14 protein-coding genes, 1 tRNA gene and 2 pseudogenes are annotated in these 17,240 nt (G+C 69.5%); 9 read left to right on the top strand and 8 right to left on the bottom strand.

Annotation, left to right across the window (positions count from 1 at the left end; genetic code table 11):
- Window positions 1–5: 5 nt before the first annotated feature.
- On the bottom strand, window positions 6–2,222 hold the full coding sequence (locus tag ACFT9I_RS01625) for an MMPL family transporter (protein ID WP_382559252.1): 2,217 nt from the start codon (window positions 2,220–2,222) through the stop codon (window positions 6–8).
- 336 nt (window positions 2,223–2,558) lie between these two features.
- Here ACFT9I_RS01625 and ACFT9I_RS01620 point away from each other — a divergent pair, with 336 nt between their 5' ends.
- Window positions 2,559–3,761, top strand: coding sequence for a sensor histidine kinase (locus ACFT9I_RS01620; protein ID WP_382559250.1), 1,203 nt, complete (start codon window positions 2,559–2,561; stop codon window positions 3,759–3,761).
- On the opposite strand, the gene ACFT9I_RS01615 is transcribed toward ACFT9I_RS01620, so the two are convergent.
- Window positions 3,736–4,419, bottom strand: coding sequence for a response regulator transcription factor (locus tag ACFT9I_RS01615; protein ID WP_364536480.1), 684 nt, complete (start codon window positions 4,417–4,419; stop codon window positions 3,736–3,738). The two genes, ACFT9I_RS01620 and ACFT9I_RS01615, sit on opposite strands and share 26 nt — an antisense overlap.
- A 421-nt stretch (window positions 4,420–4,840) precedes the next feature.
- Between ACFT9I_RS01615 and ACFT9I_RS01610 the strand changes: the two genes are divergently transcribed.
- A complete protein-coding gene (locus tag ACFT9I_RS01610) occupies window positions 4,841–5,395 on the top strand; it encodes an NB-ARC domain-containing protein (protein ID WP_382559248.1) in 555 nt (184 codons plus the stop codon).
- Window positions 5,396–5,680: 285 nt separating this feature from the next.
- Here ACFT9I_RS01610 and ACFT9I_RS01605 read toward each other — a convergent pair whose 3' ends face one another.
- A complete protein-coding gene (locus ACFT9I_RS01605; RefSeq protein ID WP_382559246.1) occupies window positions 5,681–6,070 on the bottom strand; it encodes a hypothetical protein in 390 nt (129 codons plus the stop codon).
- Window positions 6,071–6,076: 6 nt separating this feature from the next.
- Between ACFT9I_RS01605 and ACFT9I_RS01600 the strand changes: the two genes are divergently transcribed.
- Window positions 6,077–7,207, top strand: coding sequence for an immunity 49 family protein (locus tag ACFT9I_RS01600; RefSeq protein ID WP_382559244.1), 1,131 nt, complete (start codon window positions 6,077–6,079; stop codon window positions 7,205–7,207).
- Here the strand turns inward: ACFT9I_RS01600 and ACFT9I_RS01595 are convergent.
- The 4 genes from ACFT9I_RS01595 to ACFT9I_RS01580 all read right to left on the bottom strand — a co-directional run bounded on the left by ACFT9I_RS01595 (window position 7,159) and on the right by ACFT9I_RS01580 (window position 13,318).
- The gene (locus tag ACFT9I_RS01595) at window positions 7,159–8,139 is read right to left on the bottom strand and encodes a hypothetical protein (protein ID WP_382559242.1); all 981 of its coding nucleotides are present in this window, start codon (window positions 8,137–8,139) and stop codon (window positions 7,159–7,161) included. The genes ACFT9I_RS01600 and ACFT9I_RS01595 overlap by 49 nt on opposite strands.
- A gap of 352 nt (window positions 8,140–8,491) precedes the next feature.
- Window positions 8,492–10,528, bottom strand: a complete 2,037-nt coding sequence (locus ACFT9I_RS01590; RefSeq protein ID WP_382559241.1) for a hypothetical protein — start codon at window positions 10,526–10,528, stop codon at window positions 8,492–8,494.
- 85 nt (window positions 10,529–10,613) lie between these two features.
- Window positions 10,614–12,653: a hypothetical protein gene (locus ACFT9I_RS01585; RefSeq protein WP_382559239.1), complete on the bottom strand. Its 2,040-nt coding sequence runs from the start codon at window positions 12,651–12,653 to the stop codon at window positions 10,614–10,616.
- Window positions 12,650–13,318, bottom strand: coding sequence for a hypothetical protein (locus ACFT9I_RS01580; protein ID WP_364536456.1), 669 nt, complete (start codon window positions 13,316–13,318; stop codon window positions 12,650–12,652). The genes ACFT9I_RS01585 and ACFT9I_RS01580 overlap by 4 nt, the downstream gene beginning before the upstream one ends.
- Window positions 13,319–13,575: 257 nt before the next feature.
- Here ACFT9I_RS01580 and ACFT9I_RS01575 point away from each other — a divergent pair, with 257 nt between their 5' ends.
- The 3 genes from ACFT9I_RS01575 to ACFT9I_RS01565 all read left to right on the top strand — a co-directional run bounded on the left by ACFT9I_RS01575 (window position 13,576) and on the right by ACFT9I_RS01565 (window position 14,915).
- Complete coding sequence (locus ACFT9I_RS01575; protein ID WP_382559237.1) at window positions 13,576–14,295, top strand: hypothetical protein; 720 nt, start codon at window positions 13,576–13,578, stop codon at window positions 14,293–14,295.
- A gap of 39 nt (window positions 14,296–14,334) precedes the next feature.
- Window positions 14,335–14,769, top strand: coding sequence for a hypothetical protein (locus ACFT9I_RS01570; RefSeq protein ID WP_382559236.1), 435 nt, complete (start codon window positions 14,335–14,337; stop codon window positions 14,767–14,769).
- A gap of 71 nt (window positions 14,770–14,840) precedes the next feature.
- A tRNA-Trp gene (locus tag ACFT9I_RS01565) sits at window positions 14,841–14,915 on the top strand.
- A gap of 84 nt (window positions 14,916–14,999) precedes the next feature.
- Here ACFT9I_RS01565 and ACFT9I_RS01560 read toward each other — a convergent pair.
- Window positions 15,000–15,258, bottom strand: a pseudogene (locus ACFT9I_RS01560) (dTDP-4-dehydrorhamnose reductase); the annotation flags it as partial.
- On the opposite strand from ACFT9I_RS01560, the gene ACFT9I_RS01555 reads away from it, so the two are divergent.
- The 3 genes and pseudogenes from ACFT9I_RS01555 to ACFT9I_RS01545 all read left to right on the top strand — a co-directional run bounded on the left by ACFT9I_RS01555 (window position 15,179) and on the right by ACFT9I_RS01545 (window position 17,218).
- Window positions 15,179–15,682: a hypothetical protein gene (locus ACFT9I_RS01555; RefSeq protein WP_382559234.1), complete on the top strand. Its 504-nt coding sequence runs from the start codon at window positions 15,179–15,181 to the stop codon at window positions 15,680–15,682. The pseudogene ACFT9I_RS01560 and the gene ACFT9I_RS01555 overlap by 80 nt on opposite strands.
- Before the next feature lie 335 nt (window positions 15,683–16,017).
- Window positions 16,018–16,557 (top strand): annotated as a pseudogene (locus ACFT9I_RS01550) (DUF5753 domain-containing protein); the annotation flags it as partial.
- Window positions 16,448–17,218: a DUF397 domain-containing protein gene (locus tag ACFT9I_RS01545; RefSeq protein ID WP_382559608.1), complete on the top strand. Its 771-nt coding sequence runs from the start codon at window positions 16,448–16,450 to the stop codon at window positions 17,216–17,218. The pseudogene ACFT9I_RS01550 and the gene ACFT9I_RS01545, both read left to right, overlap by 110 nt.
- Window positions 17,219–17,240: the final 22 nt, after the last annotated feature.

Genomic DNA, 17,240 nt, shown 5'->3' with positions numbered 1-17,240 from the left:
GGGGCTCAGCGGGTCGGGCTGAAGTCGGCTTCTGCGGGGGCGGGTTCGAGGGGCGCGGGGACGGCGCTGCCGAGCTTCTCGCCTTCGATGTCGACGTGCGGCAGGCGCCGGTCGATCCAGCCGGGCAGCGACCAGGCCCGTTGGCCGAGCAGGGCCAGGACGGCAGGCACGATGGTCATGCGGACCACGAACGCGTCGAAGATCACAGCGACGGCCAGACCGAAGCCGAGCGACTTGATCATGGCGTCGTCGCCGCCGATGAAGCCACCGAAGACCCCCGTCATGATGAGGGCGGCAGCGATGACGACCGTCCCACTGTGCCGGAAGCCCTCGGTGATCGCGGCTCGCGACTCGGCGCCGTGGACGTACGCCTCCCGGATCCGGGTGACCAGGAAGACCTGGTAGTCCATGGCGAGGCCGAAGACGATGCCGACCAGAAGGATCGGCATGAGGCTCATGACCGGGCCGGTGGCCTGCAGGCCGAACAGGTCCTTGAACCAGCCCCACTGGAAGACCGCGACCACTGCGCCGAGAGAGGCCAGGACGGACAGCAGGAAGCCGAGCGCCGCCTTGAGCGGCACCAGGATCGAGCGGAAGACGAGGATCAGGACCAGGAAGGCGAGGCCGACGATGAGCGCCAGGTAGGGGAACATCGCGGCGGAGAACTTCGCGGCGACGTCGATGTTCATCGCGGTGGTACCGGCGACCAGGGCCTGCGCGCCGGTGGCGGCCTGGACGTCCTGGGCCTGGTCACGGATGGTGTGGACGAGGTCGTTGGTCTGTTCGCTCGCGGGCGAGCTCTTGGGGACGACGGTGACCATCGCGGTGTCACCGGCCGGGTTGTACGTGCCCGGGGTGACAGCGGCCACGTCCTTCAAGTCAGCGACTTGATCGGTGACTTGACCGACCGCAGCCCTCGTGGCCGCCGGGTCGCTGCCGCTGACGACCAGGGTCAGCGGCCCGTTGAACCCGGGGCCGAACGACTCGGCCAGCATGTCGTAGGCCTTGCGCTCCGTCGTCGACGTGGGCTTGGAACTGTCGTCGGGCAGGCCCAGTTCGAGCTTGGTCGCCGGCAGCGCGATCACACCGAGACCAAGAACCGAGAAGAGCAGAACCTTCCACGGACGGCGCAGGACGAAGGCCGCCCAGCGCTCCGCCAGCGGCACCTTCAGGGCGGTGGTCTTCGTACGGGTGGGCTTCCGGCGGGAACTGCGTCCCAGGATCCGGTCTGGGGCAAAGGCCAGCAGGGCCGGGACCAGGGTGATGGCGACCAGCACGGCGACAACGACGGCGCCGGCGCCGGCCATTCCCATGGCCGTGAGGATGGGCAGGTTCACCACGGCCAGGCCAACCAGGGCAATGACGACGGTCAGACCGGCGAAGACCACCGCCGAACCAGCGGTCCCGTTCGCCCGGCCGGCCGCCTCGCGGGCGTCGTACCCTGCGGCGCGTTCGGAACGGTAGCGGGAGACGATGAACAGGGCGTAGTCGATGCCCACCGCGATGCCCAGCATCGTCGCTAGCGCCGAGGTGCTGCTGCTGAGGTCCAGTGCGGCAGTGAGCGCGGAGACGGCACCCATGGTGACGCCGACACCGACCACGGCGGTCAGCAGCGGCATGCCGGCCGCGATGAACGAGCCGAAGGTGATGACCAGGATCAGCGCGGCGAGCACAAACCCGAGCGCCTCGGAGGAACCGCCCGACTCAGCGGGTTCCAGTGCGCTGCCAGAAGCCTCGACGGTCAGGCCCTGGTCGCGTGCGGTGTCGAGGGCGTCGTCGAGGCGGTTGTGGTCCCGGTCGGTCAGGTCTGCGGCCTTGGCCTTGTAGGTCACCAGGGTGTAACCGGTGGTGCCGTCGGCGCTGATGGTCTTGGCCGTGAACGGGTCGGCGACCGAGGCGACCCGTGGCGACGACTCCTTCAAGTCCTTGAGCAGCAAGGCGACTTCGGCCCGCTGGCCGCTGTCGGCCAGCTTCTCCTCGTCGGGCGCCCGGACGACGACGCGGGCGCTCGCTCCGTCGGCGTTGGCCGCGGGGAACTTCTCGCCGAGCACGTCGTACGCCTTCTGCGCCTCGATGCCGGGCAGGGTGATGTCCGAGTTGCTGCTGCCGCTACTGCCCGCCGCCGCGGCGGCGGCGACGCCGAGTGCGACCGTCCAGAGCAGCAGGGTCAGCCAGCGGCGCTTGAATGCGCCGCGCCCGAGCCGGTGCAGAAATGTAGCCATGAGAACCAGAGACTCCGTACGCCAGTATTGAGAGGAGGTAAAGAGGGCGGGGCCCTGGGCTGCTCGCCCGGCGCCCTGGAGTGTGTGCCGGCGCCCACGGGGCACGGCACACACTCCAGAACCACCCCGTACGCCCGGAGCGCCGAGAGGCCCGGGCGCGGCCCGTCGTCGACGGGCCGGCGGTGGGGCGTCGGCGCCGGGGGAACGCCAACGCCCTGGAACCATGCTGCGGCAGTCCGCGACGGCGGCGTGTCAGCCCTGAGTACGGACTGCGGCGCGCCGTGTCGGTCATCCGGCCGACACCACGGGAGCGGTTCGGCTTCCTAGGCTGGTGACGTGGACTGGAAGCTTCCGTTTTCTCCTGGTATCCGGCGCGTCATCTCCGCCGCCGCGATGGTGTCCCTGGCCCTGCTGTGGGCGGCCGACATCCTGGTGCTGCTGTTCGTGACCGAACCGCCGATCTCCCCCACCACCTGGCTGCCGGTGTTCGTCACCGGCCCCGCGGCCGCGCTTGCGCTCCCCGGCACCCGCTACTCGCCGGCATTCCCGGTACGGGCAGCGGGGATGGCCGCCCTGTCCCTCACGATCACCTGCGTATGCCTGTTCACACCGGTGACCGGGACGGACATCGGCTACCTGGAGGCGTTCGCGCTGCTGTGCCTGATCATCCGGACACTCGCTCAGGTCCAGCCCGCCCGCACCATGGCGTGGACCGTCGCCGCCCTGGCCGTCAGCATGGTGATGCAGACACTGCGCACCCGGACGCTGGACGGCTTCATCGCGGGCAGTTACGCGGTGACGATCATGCTCTCGCTCGGTATCGCCATGGGGTGCGTCCTCCGCGCGACCGAGGCCCGCCGGCAACGCGCCGTACAGGACGTGCGGCAGGCTGAACGGCTGGCTCTGGCCCGGGATCTGCACGACCTGATCGCCCATCACATGACGGGCATCATCGTGCAGGCCAATGCGGCCAGGACCGTCCACGCGACCGCACCCGAGAAGGTCGAGCCGGCCCTGGAGGCGATCGCCCGGTCCGGGACGGAGACCTTGGAGTCGATGCGCCGGCTGGTGCGGGTGCTGCGCGAGGACAACCATCAGACCCTGCGACCGGGCGATCTGCTCGCCGAACTCGGGGATCTCGTCGGCGAGTTCTCCCGACGCCGCCCCAACGCCCCGGCGGCCCGGCTCGAGGCGAGCGCCGCGGTCCGCACGAGCCGGTTCAGCCCGGAGGTCGAGGCGACCGTGCTGCGAGTGGTGCGGGAGGCCCTCACCAATGTCCTGCGCCATGCGCCGGGCGAGCGGGTGACCGTGCGGCTGGACGCCGCCACGGAGTGGCTGCAGCTGACGGTGACCAACAGTGCGAAGCTGCGTCCGACGGACCGCCCGGCGGGCGGCTTCGGCGGCTTCGGGCTGATCGGTCTGCGCGAACGCGTCGAGGCACTCGACGGTACGTTCCGGGCCGGTGCGACGGACTCCGGTCAGTGGGAGGTACGGGCCATCCTGCCGCGCCCCGTCACAGACGCTGATCGCGCGAGGTGACCACGCTGTTCTCCCACGCCCAGGCCGCGATCTCTACGCGGTTGCGGGCCTCGACCTTGGCCTGGATCCGGGCCAGATACGTCTTCACCGACGACAGTGACAAGAACAGCACCTCTGCGATCTCCTGGTTGGTGCGGCCCACCGCCACCAGGCGGGCGATCTCTGTCTCCCGGCCGCTCAGCCCGGCAGCCTCCCGGTGCTCCCAGCCGCCGCCGAGTCCGTGCGTCAGTCTGCGCAGCAGTCGCACGTTGACCGCCGGCGAGACGAGCGCGTCGCCACGCGATGCCGCCCGTACCGCCTCCACGAGCAGTGCGGGCGGAGCGTCTTTGAGCAGGAAGCCACAGGCCCCGTTGCGCAGTGCGTCGCGCACGTAGTCGTCCTGGTCGAACGTCGTGATCACGACGACGTTCGTCGCGGGTTCACCTGGTCGCTCGCCCGCCAGGATGCGGGTGACCTCCAAACCGTCCATCCGCGGCATACGAATGTCGACCAGCGCCACTGCGGGGCGCAGCCGGCGGGCCAGCTCGACACACTCGACACCGTCGCGGGCGACGCCCACGACCCGGATGCCCGGCTGGGCATCGAGGATCATCTCAAAGCCGGCCCGGACCAGCTCCTGGTCGTCGGCGATCACTACATCGATCAGCTCATCGGCCACAGTCGTCCTTCTGTCTCTCAGATGAGCCGTCTCGCAGAGGAATCCACTGACGTGTGACCGAACAGGTGCTATCCCATGGCCATCGGCCCGCGCCGGCGAAGCCAGCAACCCCAACAGGCTATTACGCCGTTTCCAACAGCCCTGCGCGGTCATCGCCGAGCAGCTCACCTCGGACCGTCACTCGGACAGGCCGGGGCCGCCGAGCGGCTGGCAGACCTCGCCGCCACCGCCAGCGAGGGCGGCCTGGCCAACACCGGGCACCTGGCGATCGACAGCTTCACCCTCGTACAGCAGGCCGCCCCGCGCACACCCGCCGCCTGGCCGCACCAAGTCGGCGTGCTCCCGCCCCGGGCCCTGTCCTTCTAGCACCGGGCCGAGGCAGTCCATCTGCGGACAGCGATCGACAGTGGGGGGCCCTGCCATGCTCAGCAAGGTACTGACCGGAACCGGCGGGGTGGGCAAGACCCAGCTGGCCGCCGACTATGCGCGCACCGCCTGGGACAGCGGCGGGGTCGACATACTGGTGTGGATTAGCGCGAGCAGCCGCTCAGCAATCACGGCCGGGTACGCGCAGGCAGGCGTGGAGGTCCTTGGCGCCGATCCCAGGGAACCGGAGGAGAGCGCGCGGGCGTTCCTGGCCTGGCCGGAGCCCAAAGACGGCCAGAAGCCGTGTCGGTGGTTGGTCGTACTGGACGACGTCGCGAATCCCGCAGATATGCACGGCTTGTGGCCGCCCACCAGCCGCCACGGCCGTGCCCTGGTCACCACGCGCCGCCGCGAGGCCGCCTTGACCGGAGTGGGGCGGCGCCGGGTGACCGTGGGCTTGTTCACACCCCCCCCCAGGATGCCGCCGCCTAATTCACCGCCGTACTTGCCGCGCACGACCGCCACGAGCCAAACGACCAGATCAACGACCTTGCCGCCGATCTTGGATACCTGCCCCTTGCTTTGGCCCAGGCTCGCCCGAGCACGGTGATCTGGCGGAGCTGCGCCGGCTGTCCGATGGTGGCAGTGCCACGGCAACCGACCAGCTCATCGAAACGGCCGCCGAGCATGAAGACCTGGACGAACTGCAACGCCTTGCGGACCAGGGCAACAAAACTTCGGCGGAGCAGCTGATGGAGCTTAGCGAGGAGTGACCCCTGGGCGCCCCCAGGGCGAAAGTTCGGCTTCTGCCTGAGGTCCCCGCCGCCGGGATACCGCTGTTCACGGCCCTCATCGGCGTGGAACAGGTATTTCGCAGCCCATCCAGACTCGTGGGTCAAGCGTCCGTTCCGTACCTGGCTGACATGGCCTCCACCTCGGGCCATCCGCTGACCAGCGCGCCGGTCTCCCGAGAGCGGCGCGCACCCTCCCCGAGCAGCTGCCACAGCTCCGGATTGGCTGCGAGGACCTTCGGGTCGAACTCCGCCCGGTTGCCGAACACGTCGCGGCCGCAGCCGAACTTCTCGGCAGCTGGCAGTTCGTCCTCGGGGCGCTCGTCCTCACCCTCGGGCCAGCGATCGCCCTGCGCTGGCGGCACATTGCCCTGAACGCCCTCACCGACGACGAGCGCGCCGGGGCAGCCGACCGCCGTGGCCGCCGGGTCGAGGACATCCTCACCGTCGTCATCGCCGCGGCCGCGGCCACCGGTCTGCGCCGGGTCGGCCACCACCAGATGGGCCTGGAGGCCCCGTTCGACCTCCTGCCCTTCGTCGCGCTGGACGTCGCCGCGATGGTCTGCGGCCGCCGAGCCCGCGACGGCGAAGGGCCGGGCCTGTCCGGAGCGCTCTTCTGGATCCTCGCCGGCATCAGCGCAGTGCGGTCGCCGGACGGAAAGCGCGAGAGCGGCGCTGTCGGTGGTGCCTGGCAGGATTCACGGATGGAGATCAGCCATGCGCTACGCCACCGCGTGAACCAGCAGCGCCTCGACCAGGCCCTCGGTGACAAGGCGGACCGTGTCCAGGAGCGTTTTGAGGACGTCTACCAACGCGGTTACCCGATGCGCGTGATGCTCGAGGAACTCGGCCACGAACTGCTCGACCACGTCGCAGCGCGCACCATCCAGGACCCCGACCTCGATGACGAGCGCACCCGCGTCGCCCTGGTCACCGCTGGTGAATGCCGCCTGGGCGTGCTGGACCTGGGCTGTACCCCCAGAGGCGACTGGGAGATCCCCTTGGCTCTGACCGGGACGCGTCTGACCAACGAAGAGCTGGACTACGACGAGATGCACGACGCGACCGACACGGTCACTGCCCGTACATGGGTCGACGCCTTCGACATCTGCGTCGCCAGCGGTCTGGTGCGGGACTGGGAACGGGTGATCGGTCTGCTCCTGCGCAACGACTTCGCACCCGCACTGCGCGACAGCCTGCCCCACGCTGGCCGGGACTCCATCTCCGAACCGGACGACCTCGCACACATGGACGCCCTGTGCGGCTACCTGACCCCGGCCCGCGGTCACCTGCCCCGAGACTGGCCACAGGTGACGCTGACCAAGCCATCGACGGACGAGCGACTGGACGCGGCTCTCGCCTTGGACGCCGTCCACGCCGTGAGTCCCGACCAGCGCCTGCTGCGCGTCCTGCTCCGCGACGATCAGAGCGCCTTCGAGCGGGCCTTGGACGAACGACTGGCGCAGCACCGTGTCGGCTTTGGTGAGAATCCCGCGCCCGGGAGTCTGCTTCCCTTTGGCGCGATCGCCTTGGCCGCACTCGCCGTGCAGGCGCATGGCTGGGACCTGCAGACCAGGTCCGCCTACCTTCCGACCTCGCTGCTGAAGCCGCCTACCCCTGTCGGCTCCTGACCCGGCCCGACGCTCAGAACGGTCGTCGCCGGACCTCCGGGGTTACAGCAGGTCCACGTCCGCTTCGACGTACCCGTACTGGCGCGCCATGTGTACCAGCGCCTCCCGCAGCAGGCTCTGGCGTTCTGCGTGGCCCATGGCCGGCGCCGCAGTGATGGTGACGGCCATCTGCGACCTGGTGCCGCTGTCGTTGGCGCCGAGCGGCGCCAGATCGACGAGCGAGCCCAGGGCGGGCAGGACGCCGTTGTCGGCGGCCGGTCGCACGTCATCCGCAGTTCGGTGGTGGGTGGGGCGGCCCAGGACAGCCCCACCGGGTCACCGACGACATCGGGCAGCAACTCGGCGGCCGTCTCCCACGTGCTCAGCAGCACGGCCTGGACCTCGTCGAAACCCAGCCGCGTGTCCCAGCTGGGGCCAACGGCTGCCGCCCACGCCTCCGGGTTCTCGATCAGGACGTCCGCGCAGGCGACCACGGTGGACTCCATCGTCGTGGGCAGGGCGAGCATGACGGACGCCTTCAACGCCGAGCCGCAGTGCGATCCCGCGAGCGTGCACGTGTAGCCGACGGAGCGGGTCGAGTTGCCGAAGGGGCCGCGTTCCCAGCGAGCGGCGGGAAGCTGCGCGCCCCTGCGCAGGGACAGCATCGTCACTGCGCCGGCCACCGCGCTGTGCGGCAGCTGCTGCTCGAGCAGAGTGCGCCGGGGTTTGGTGACCTCCGGCCGGTCCGTGCCGGCCCAGGGCAGGTTCACCACGGCGCGCAGGCGCAGTGCCGGCGTCTGGCCGGAGGTTCCGATCTCGGCCGACCGGCCCTGGTTGAGACTGAAGCGGGGGAGTGGCTGCCACCTCCACACGCCGCGCCCCGAACACGTCAGGCGGCCCGCGCCCCACGATCCGTCGTCGACGTCCACACTCCGGGAGTCGGCCGCGATCACCCACGGTGTGTCCGTGCCCTCGGGCGGGCGGGGAAAGCCGATGGCGGCGAGCGGGTTCTGGCCCCGGGCATGCCGGCCGGCTTCCGGTCGGGGAGGGTCTGCCCGACCGCGAGCGGGAGATGCGGGCAGCGCACGCGCAGTTGGCCGAAGCAGGGCTGGGCCAGCCGGCCGGAGAGACGTGGGCGCAGGGCGCGGCCGCTCTGCAGGATCTGCACCACGAACGGGACGGCGAGCCTGGCTGGGTGCTGTGCCTGGTGGCCGGATGCCCACCGCTCAGGCCATCACCGAGCTCGTGCGGCAGGCCGCATCGGCGCTCCCGTGGTGGTCTGGGCACGCCGGAGGCGATGACCGGCTACACGTCGCTGGGGTCTCGTTTGTTGCCCTGAACTCGGACCATGATCAGGGTGCGCGGACGAGGGTCGCCGGCGGGGCCGGGCATGGTGCGGACCTGGATGCACGCCGGGATGGCCGCGAGACCATGCGGCTTCGGGGTGAGATCCAGGACCACGAGGAAGTTCACGGGTGGGCCGGCGACCTGGTACGAAATCGCCTGGGGCCCGTAGGCCTTGGCGTACGCGTCCCAGGAAGAGTCGGTCCAGTCCCGCTTGAGCTCCAGGGTGATGAGTTCGGTGTGCGGCTGCCAGGCGATGTCGACGCGGCCGCCCCCGATGTTGGTTTCCTCCATGCGCACCCGCAGGCCCTGGCCGCGCAGGAAGTCGCGGAGGTCGCGGCCGAGTTCGGCTTCGCGGGGTTTGTCCTCGTCCTTCTTGAGTTGGCGGAGGTAGGCCCGCGCTTGTCCCCCGTATTTCTGTGTCTCGGACAGCCGCAGGTCGACGAACCGGAGCAGGTGCAGGACCATGCGGTCCACGTCAGCGGCGAACTGCCCGACGTATCCGTCCGGGCATTGCTCCTGCAGTTGGCGGTGGGTGTCGCGGAACGCCGTAGCGACGATGGGCACTTCGTCGACCGGCAGGGCGGCTTGCCGGGAGGCGAGCATCGCTGCGATCCGCTCACTCAGCTCCGGTACGTCTGCCAGCAGGTTCTGCAGGCGCTCGGTATCTGCTGCGGAGAGCCCGAGCCCGGCGAGTTGCGCCGCCGGGCGGTCAGGTTTTGGGGACGAGGCACCACCCCCGGTGTCCAGCGCCTGCCGGAGCCGGGCGGCCTGTTCCCGAACGAGCGTGGTGGTCGGGTCCTGGTCGCGGCCAGGGTCCTCGACGAGTTCTTCCAGCCACTCGTCCAGGAGGGCCAGTCCGCCTTCGTGCGCGAGGAGGGTGGCCTCGACTCGGGGAGCAAGGAGGGAATGAAGGCCGTGCGTGGCCGCTGGTACAACAGGCCCCGGCTGGAGATTGGCCGGGGTCGAGGAGGGGGCGAACAGGTCGAGCGTCCGGTGGGCGGTGTAGACGTCCACGAGATCGCTGATCACGGCGGCGGCGTGGAGCCAGGCTCCGGGGCGGTCCGCGTGCTGTGCGCGGGTGAGGGTGTCGAGGAGGTGTTGCCAGGCGGTGAGGGTGTCCAGCCGCGGAGTGCGCCACCCAGGTGGCAGGCCCAGGAGGTTGAGGCGTAGTTCCAGGACGGCTTCGTCGAGCTGGCTTCTGGCGTCGTCGGGGAGAGGAGCGCCGGCGGAGAAGGCGAGAATCGCGTCGATGGCGGTGCCGAAGGCGGCCGCGTCGGGTCGTTTTTCGTCCTGGTGGGCGTCGCTGAGGTGTAGACGGGCTTCCAGAAGGAGTGGGCGGGCGCGGTCAGCGTCGTTGGTGTGCAGGGCTTGGCGCAGGGCGAGCATGCCGAGTTCGAAGGCGGCGTCCTCGGAGACATCGTCGCGTTCGACCAGCTGACTCAGGAGGAGGCCGGGGGCGGGCGAGTCGAAGTGCTCGGCGACGGCTCCGGCGACTCTGACGGTGCGCAGGGCGTAGTCGTCGTCGATCCGTGCAAGTTCCCGTTCCCGGTTCAGGCGGCGCAGACGGTCCAGGAGGCCATATTCGGCGGCGGCGCCGGCCAAGACGACGCGGGCAGTGCCTTCCAGGGCGATGCCGCCCAGGAGGTCGGTGTGGCTGCGGCTGGCATCGAGCCAGATGTCGGCCAAGTCATCGCCGAGTTCGTGGACAACCTCGGGACATCCGAGGAGGGAGGTGATGACGCCCTCCATGCGGAGCGGGTCCTGAGGGACCTCGGCGGCAGTGAGGAGGAACGCACGGGCCTGGTCGTCCTGGATAGCGGTGTGGTCGGCGCACATCAGGGCGACGAGCGTGGGCAGTTCGTCGTGGTCGAGCAAGGTGGCGGTGTCCTGCAGGAGGTGGCCGAGACCCCCGAGGTCGACGAGGGACGGCGTGGGTCCGCCGGCGCGCTGGGCGTCCACCAGCGGTTGCAGCGGATCGGGAGCGCCAGGGGACACCGGTCACCATCTCCTCACTGCGCTCGGCCGTCTGTGGAGCATAGGGGCCGGGCCTGTACCTGGAACACCCGCCGAAACGGGGTGGTCACCACAGGCGTTCCCCGGCCGGCGCGAGGCGTAGCTGGTCTTCCGGAATGACCGAGGCCACCTCCTGGCCGCGAGCGGTTGCGATGACAACCTGGAGCCGTGGGGCCGTCTCGGTGAGCTGGACGAGCCCTTCCAGCATCAGCTCCAGATCTCCGCGGTCGACTTCTTCGGCGCCGGGCGAGTCGATGATGAGCAGTCCCGGGTGCCTGCCGACGCCAGTACGGATGCCGTGCCGCAGGAGCGCGGTGGTGGTGACGATCTTCAACCGGAGCTGCTCGCCCTCGGTGAGCGATCCGTACGACTGATGCTGGCCGCCCTTCCACACCTTCAGGGTGGCGCTCGTGCCCAGTTCGACGTCTTCGAGCATCTCCAGCCCGAGCTGGCGGCCCATCGTCACGATGTCGGTCTGGACGGCTCGGATGACCTCCTTCAGGGCCTGGGTGCGGCGGGTGTGCGCAGCCTTCTCGGCCGCCTTGAGGATGTCCTGGTCCCGTTGGAGCGGCGCGAGTCCTGCCGGGTCGCCGAGGTCGTCGAAGCGTCCTCGACGTTCATCGAGGGCGCCCTTCAGCCGGGCGACCTCGAGCTCGGCCGCTCGGCGATCGCCCGTGGCCGGGCGGGCCAGCGCCTCCTGAAGGGCGTTCCGGGTCTGGCCGAGTGCGGCAGTGACTGCGGTCGCCCTGGCCTGCTTGTCGGCCAGCACGGTGGCCGCCGTCTCAACGGCCTGTTGGACCTGGGCGAGTGTCTGGCGCAGTTCCTGGTCGTCGTCGACGTCGTCGAGGCCGTCTTCGTCGGCTGAGGTGCCGTCGTACTGCGTTGGGGACGGGTGCAGTTCGGAGGTGCACAGGGAGCAGTGGCCTTCGTCTTCCCGGGCCCATTGGGTCTGGGTGACCTGGGCATCGCAGCGGGGACACACCGTCGGTTTCAGGGTGTGGAAGAAGGCCTTGGCGAGGGCGGCTTCGTGCGCGGCGTGGACCAGAGCGGCCAGGTTCTGGCGCTGCTGTTCGAGTTCGTCGTGCTGCGAGCGGGCTTCGGCGAGCTCGCGCTGCGCGGCGCCGGCCGCTTCGGTCGCCGCCGCGAGATCCTGGTATGCGCCGTTCAGGTCGGCGGCGCTCTGACCGAGGTCGGGAAGGGCGTCCAGCCGCTCCTGGGCTCGTTGGAGGCTGCGATCGAGTTCGTCGATTTTGCTCTTACGCTCGTCCGCCTCGGCCTGCGCGCGGGCCTTGGCGGCAGATAGCTGCGCCGTGACGATCTTCTGCGCGACCGAGGCGGACACCATCGTGGCGGCCCAGGGTGCTCCCAGAAAGAGCTCAAGGAGCCGGGTCGGCAAGGCGTTACGGGCCTCGTTACCCAGCAGGTGGCCCAGGCCGGAACGGTTGATGTGGAGGGCACTGGCGTACGCCGGCCAGGACAGCTCGCCGGTCAGGGGCGGTCCATCCACTCCTTCGGGCCGCTTCTGCTGGGTGCGCAGCGGCTCCAGGCCGAGCCGGTCCAGCATGAAGGCGTCCATCAGCTCTTCGAAGGTGGCGGCGTTGTCGAAGGTCAGGAGCACCGCTCCGGTGTCCTTGGAGGCCACGGTCCCCGAAGGTTTGCTGTTGCTGACGGTCATCTCGACGACGAGGGTCTCGTCGTCGAGGACGAACTCGGTGCGTACCCGGTGCAGCCAGCTCTGGACGTCGCGCTGGAGGGCACTGCGGCCGCGCAGGCACCACAGGATGATCTCCAGCACGCTGGACTTGCCGGCCTCGTTCTTGCCCGACGAAGCCAGGCACCACACTCCGGGTCCCATCTTCCAGTGGAAGTGAAAGGGCTCGCCCTCCTGGTCGTCGCCGCCATCGTGGTCGCCGGCCGGAGCGGGTCGCACGCCCTCGAACTCCACCTCGGTGACGCTCAGCGAGTGCGGCCTGGGCAGGGCGGTCTGCGGACGCACGCCGTGCTCGGCGAGGACCGCCTTGACGTCGTCCAGCTCTCGGCCGGTCGCCTTCGCGATCTCCTCCAGCCACACCTCGACCGGGCCCGGGCCGCTGCTCTCTGTGGTCATGCCAGTCCCTCCTGGGCCAGCGCCTCGTCCAGGCGCTCGCGGACCCGCTCGGAGATGCCGCCGATCATCTGGCGCACGGGTGTGGTGGCGTACTCGGGCTGTCCGTATTGCTGTTCCTTCAGCTGGGCTCCGGTCATCCCCTCGACCGCGGCCGCCACGTAGCCGGTCTGCTGGTCGTACCAGGCGAGGACCTCTTCGCTCTCGCGCAGCCGTTGGGCTTGGTCCGCGCCAGCCTGGAGGAGGAAGTAGTCCCTGCGGCGGACTCGTTCGTCGGACACTCGGCCTGCGCGCCGTACCGCGATGAGTCCCAGGTGGCGCAGCACGCTCAGGGCGTTGTCGAGAGCTTCGTAGGCTCCGTGGTCGTTGCGGAGCATCCGGTAGGTGTGCAGTTCCGGCTCGCGGTCTTCGAAGACGGCGCGGGCGTCGAGGAGCCGCTCCGCCGCCAGGCTGCCGTCCTGCCACCTGGTGATGATCAGGTTTGCGAGGTAGTCCGGGTTCCGTACGAGGAAGTCCAGTTTCTGCAGCTTGCGCTGGGACTGGATCGCCCGAACGGCTGTGGCGGGTACCTGCGGCCAGTCGGCGCAAGGGTCACCCAGCCGATCCAGGATGAACAGGACTCGTACCGCCGTCTGGCCTGTGGTCGGTGAAGGACTGACCGCGACCACCCCCTTGGACCTGCCCGAGCGTCCAGGACCCTCACTGATTGCTGATCATCGGTCACTCACCATACAAGTGAACATCACCGATTTACCCCCGTGTGGCGCGATCGGCCCGAAAATCTCGATCGGCCGGAGGAGTGAACCCCGCGGTGTCGCCTGTGGTGTCGTATGCGCTTCATGGCGTAGGGCACTGGTTGACGGGACACCGACGTGCCGGTGCCAAGCTCGTATGTAGACAGACCGAGGGACGGAGCCCGATCGTGGTGAACGCCAGCAGTGCGCCTTTGTACTACGTGCCGTGGTCCCCCGAGGAACCCGGCTGGACGACCGACCAGGCAGGCATCCGCGGCGCCGAATGGCTCATGGAACAACCGGGCCAGAAGCTGGTCCTGGTCCCCCAGCTGCAGAACTACCAGCAACACCCGATGGCCCAGCACGTACGGAACGCCGTCGTCGCCAAGCGCGGCGCGCTGTCGGGGTGGGACTGCGGCCCGGTGTTGGCACCATGGCCAACCCGGGAGAACGTGGGCGATCTCGCCAGTGACCTCCGGGGCCGGGCGACAGCCATCTGCGTCATTCCATGGGGCACCGATCCCCTCCTGACCGCGTGGCTGCGCGCACGCCGTGCAGTGAGCGTGGTCAACGGCTCCGTACACCCCGAGGCGGACGAACCGCTGCTGGAGCCGGTGGTCGAGGCGGCGATGACCGAGCTGGGGCAGCACGTGAACCACGCCAACGCCCTCGCCAGCCACATCGACAAGGCGTTCGCCTTGCACACGCTGCTGAAACTGCACGAGGCGGGCTACCGGTGGAACGTCGACAAGCTGTGCGGCTGGGCGCTGGGTCATGGCTTCACCGGCGCAGAGGAAGACCGTCTACGGCAGTACGCCACCAAGGTGCTTGAGGGATCCACGTTCCGACCGCTTCCGACCGACCCCTTCTCCCCCGGTGCCGTTCAGCGATGGCAGGACCAGGCGTCTTAGCTGCGCGCGGTGAGGTCTGGCGCGGTACCGTGTCGCGCCATGACGCTGAGGACCAGCAGGGACCTTATGGCCTGGCAGCCGCCCACCGGCTGGCGCGAGCTGAGCAGCGAACAGCGCCACGCCTACCTCGAGCGCCACGGCATACGGATCCCGCTGAGGCCGGCCGACTGGGAGCAGATGGATCACGACCGGCGCATGGGCTACCTCTCCTGGCACTCCCGAATCCTGAGCGACACCCCCGATGCGCGGGCGGCCAAGGAGCGCGAGTACCGCAAGGACCTGCGAGCCTGGAACGTGCTGATGGGCTGGTGGATCCTGTGCCTCCTCGTCGGGCTGGGCATTGTCTGGGGAACCGGTGCGGCCGGTGAAGGCCTCGGGCTGCGCATCGGCATCACGCTCTTCGCGGGCGTGGGGTACACCATGGCGATTCTCATACCGATGCTGATCAGCAGGCCCTCCCCGCCCCGCACCTGATCCTTCGTCGGTGCTCGGCCCGAGATTCGGTGGCTGAGGGAACTACGGCCGTGCCAGGCTCCAGCCACCGAAGGGGCGTAGCTCAGCTCGGCCAGAGCAGCGGACTCCAAACCCGTGCGCCGCAGGTTCGAATCCTGCCGCCCCTGCGCGAACGGCAGCGCGGCCAGGTCCTCATGGGACCTGGCCGCTCGCTCATGAGCCGACGAACTGGGCGTCACGCCAGTGCGCTGCAGGAACTGCCGAGCACCGCGCATCGCCCGGCTGTCGAGGCGGTACGTCGCGGGCGCCGGGAAGGGTGCTGCGGGCCCGCAGGCCCGTGGGCAACCGGGCGTCGTCGAGGCCGTCCCGCGTGGCGATAAGGATGCCGAGGTCGTGACGGCTCAGCGCGTCGGGCCCGCCGAGATGGTGCATGCCAGCCGCGTCGCACGAGGCCAACTCCAGCAGGGTGGCGGCCAGATCGGCGACGTGCACCGGGCTGCGGACGTCGTCAGGCAAGTCCCACGCCGCCTACGCCGGGCTGCGCCGTCTCCTCGCCGCCGGCTACCGCGAGGAGAACATCACCGTCCACCAGGCCCACGATCTCGCGCGCAGCTACGAGCCCGGCATGATCGAGAACACCACCGCCGTCACGGTCCATGACGACCTGACCCTCTCCATCGACCTGGTGCGCGAAGCCACAATCCCGCTGAAACCAGACTCCGCCGACGTCCAGGCCATGATGGCCCTGGAAGCAGGAGCACTGGCGGATGCCGTCGCCCGCCTCAGCCTGCTGCCGCGGCGCTCCTGGCTCTTGATCGCCTCGAACATCGACTGCCTCGTCGAGGCGGTCGGCCAAGAGACCGCCGACCGCCTCGTCGCCGTCGCTGAGCACGCCGAACTCGACCCCCGCCCCCGGCCGGCCCTGCGCTGGTAGCAGCCGGAAAACCAGCATGCGCGCCGCACCTCAACCGGCTGGACTACTCTGCGCGTTGTCGTCAGGGCGAAGGATGGGGCGGGTTGTGGCCAAGCGGACGAACGGCTCCGAGAAGAACCGCAAGGAGCCGATGTCCGGCGTCGCGCGCCGGCTATGGGCGTTCTCCGGCAACGAATGCGCCTGGGGCGACCGGCTTCTGCCGCATCGCCCAGTTCACCGACCTGCTGTCCGCCTACGGCGTCGGCTTCGAGGGCCAGGAACTGCTGCTCGACTGGTACAAGAACGCCAAGGGCGACGACTGGTGGACACCGAACACCTCGGTGCTTCCCTCCGGGATGCCCGTCTACCTCGGGTTCGAGTCGGGCGCGAGGATCTTGCGCCCGTGGTGCCCCAACGTCGTCTACGGACTGCTGCAGACCGAGCGCTACGCCCGTGCGCTGATGGAGTCGGCGAAGGGCGCCGACGAGACCACCACCGACTTCATCGATGGGTCGGTGGCAGTGCGCGCGAACCGCAAGAAGCTGATCACTGAGGCCAGCGCCGAACTGTTCAGCCTGATGGACGAGCCGGCGCTGCGGAACGTGGTCGCGGACGGCGAGACCATGCGGGGCCAGTACCGGGAGATCGCCGAACTGGCGAAACTGCCCAACGTGACCGTGCGGATCATCCCGTTCTCCGCCCCCGCCTACCGGGTGACCTCCGGTGGTTTCACGGTCCTGGACTTCGACCGCAAAGATCTTCCCGGACCGGTCGTCTCCATGAGCACTGTCACCGGGACCATGCAGGTCCTATCGCAACCGCGGGTCGTCAAACAGTTCGCCCGCCGCATCGACTTCCTCGCCGGCGGCGCCCTGCCCGACCACGAGACCCCCACCCTGCTGGAACGATACGCACGAGAGGGGCCTGATCACCATCAACACCCACACCGAAACCGGCCGCCCGTACGGCGAGTGGTTCAAGTCCTCCTACAGCAGCGAACAAGGCACCGACTGCGTCGAAGCCTGTCCCCAGACCGGCGTAGTCCACATCCGCGACTCCAAACGGAACGCGGACAACGGCCCGCGCCTCATCTTCCCTCTGACCGCGGTGGTCTTGGAGCAGAACTGGGGGCGACTGGGGACCATGAATGCCTCCGCGACCCGCTCCGGACGCAGAGCGCACAGGGCGCAGTACTCGACGGCCTCAACGTGCCGTCGCAGTACAGGGGTAGCCGAGCTCTTCCATTGGGTCCACGCATCTGTGCTGAACCGGAACCCCCGATTTGAAGCGGGTACGGCCTTGCCTGCGCTCTCAGGGGGGCTCCGCCGCCTTCTCCTCTCCGGAGGGGCGGCGCATGCCCGACAAGTGGCGTACTACGGGGTCGAGGCGGCAGCGGTCCTCGGACAGCTCAGCGAGGAAGCCTTTCCGCAGGAGATCGGGCAAGGCGGCCCGGCAGGCTTCGGGAAGGTCGGCCGGGATCTGTCCGAGAAGCCCAGGGGTGCTGTGTGCGGCGAGGAACAGGCCGGCCAGCCGTGCGGCGGGGGGACAGTTTCTTGACCGGCTTGGCGGACAAGGCCCG

The sequence above is a fragment of the Streptomyces sp. NPDC057137 genome (genome assembly GCF_042670825.1).
GTDB lineage: Bacteria > Actinomycetota > Actinomycetes > Streptomycetales > Streptomycetaceae > Streptomyces.
This window is presented reverse-complemented; position numbering and strand designations above follow the sequence as displayed.

Excerpts from the sequence above, each read along its gene's own strand:
- ACFT9I_RS01625 (WP_382559252.1), bottom strand. The coding sequence starts at position 2,222 with ATGGCTACATTTCTGCACCGGCTCGGGCGCGGCGCATTCAAGCGCCGC.
- ACFT9I_RS01610 (WP_382559248.1), top strand. The coding sequence starts at position 4,841 with ATGCTCAGCAAGGTACTGACCGGAACCGGCGGGGTGGGCAAGACCCAG.
- ACFT9I_RS01600 (WP_382559244.1), top strand. The coding sequence starts at position 6,077 with ATGGGCCTGGAGGCCCCGTTCGACCTCCTGCCCTTCGTCGCGCTGGAC.
- ACFT9I_RS01585 (WP_382559239.1), bottom strand. The coding sequence starts at position 12,653 with ATGACCACAGAGAGCAGCGGCCCGGGCCCGGTCGAGGTGTGGCTGGAG.
- ACFT9I_RS01570 (WP_382559236.1), top strand. The coding sequence starts at position 14,335 with ATGACGCTGAGGACCAGCAGGGACCTTATGGCCTGGCAGCCGCCCACC.
- ACFT9I_RS01555 (WP_382559234.1), top strand. The coding sequence starts at position 15,179 with ATGCCAGCCGCGTCGCACGAGGCCAACTCCAGCAGGGTGGCGGCCAGA.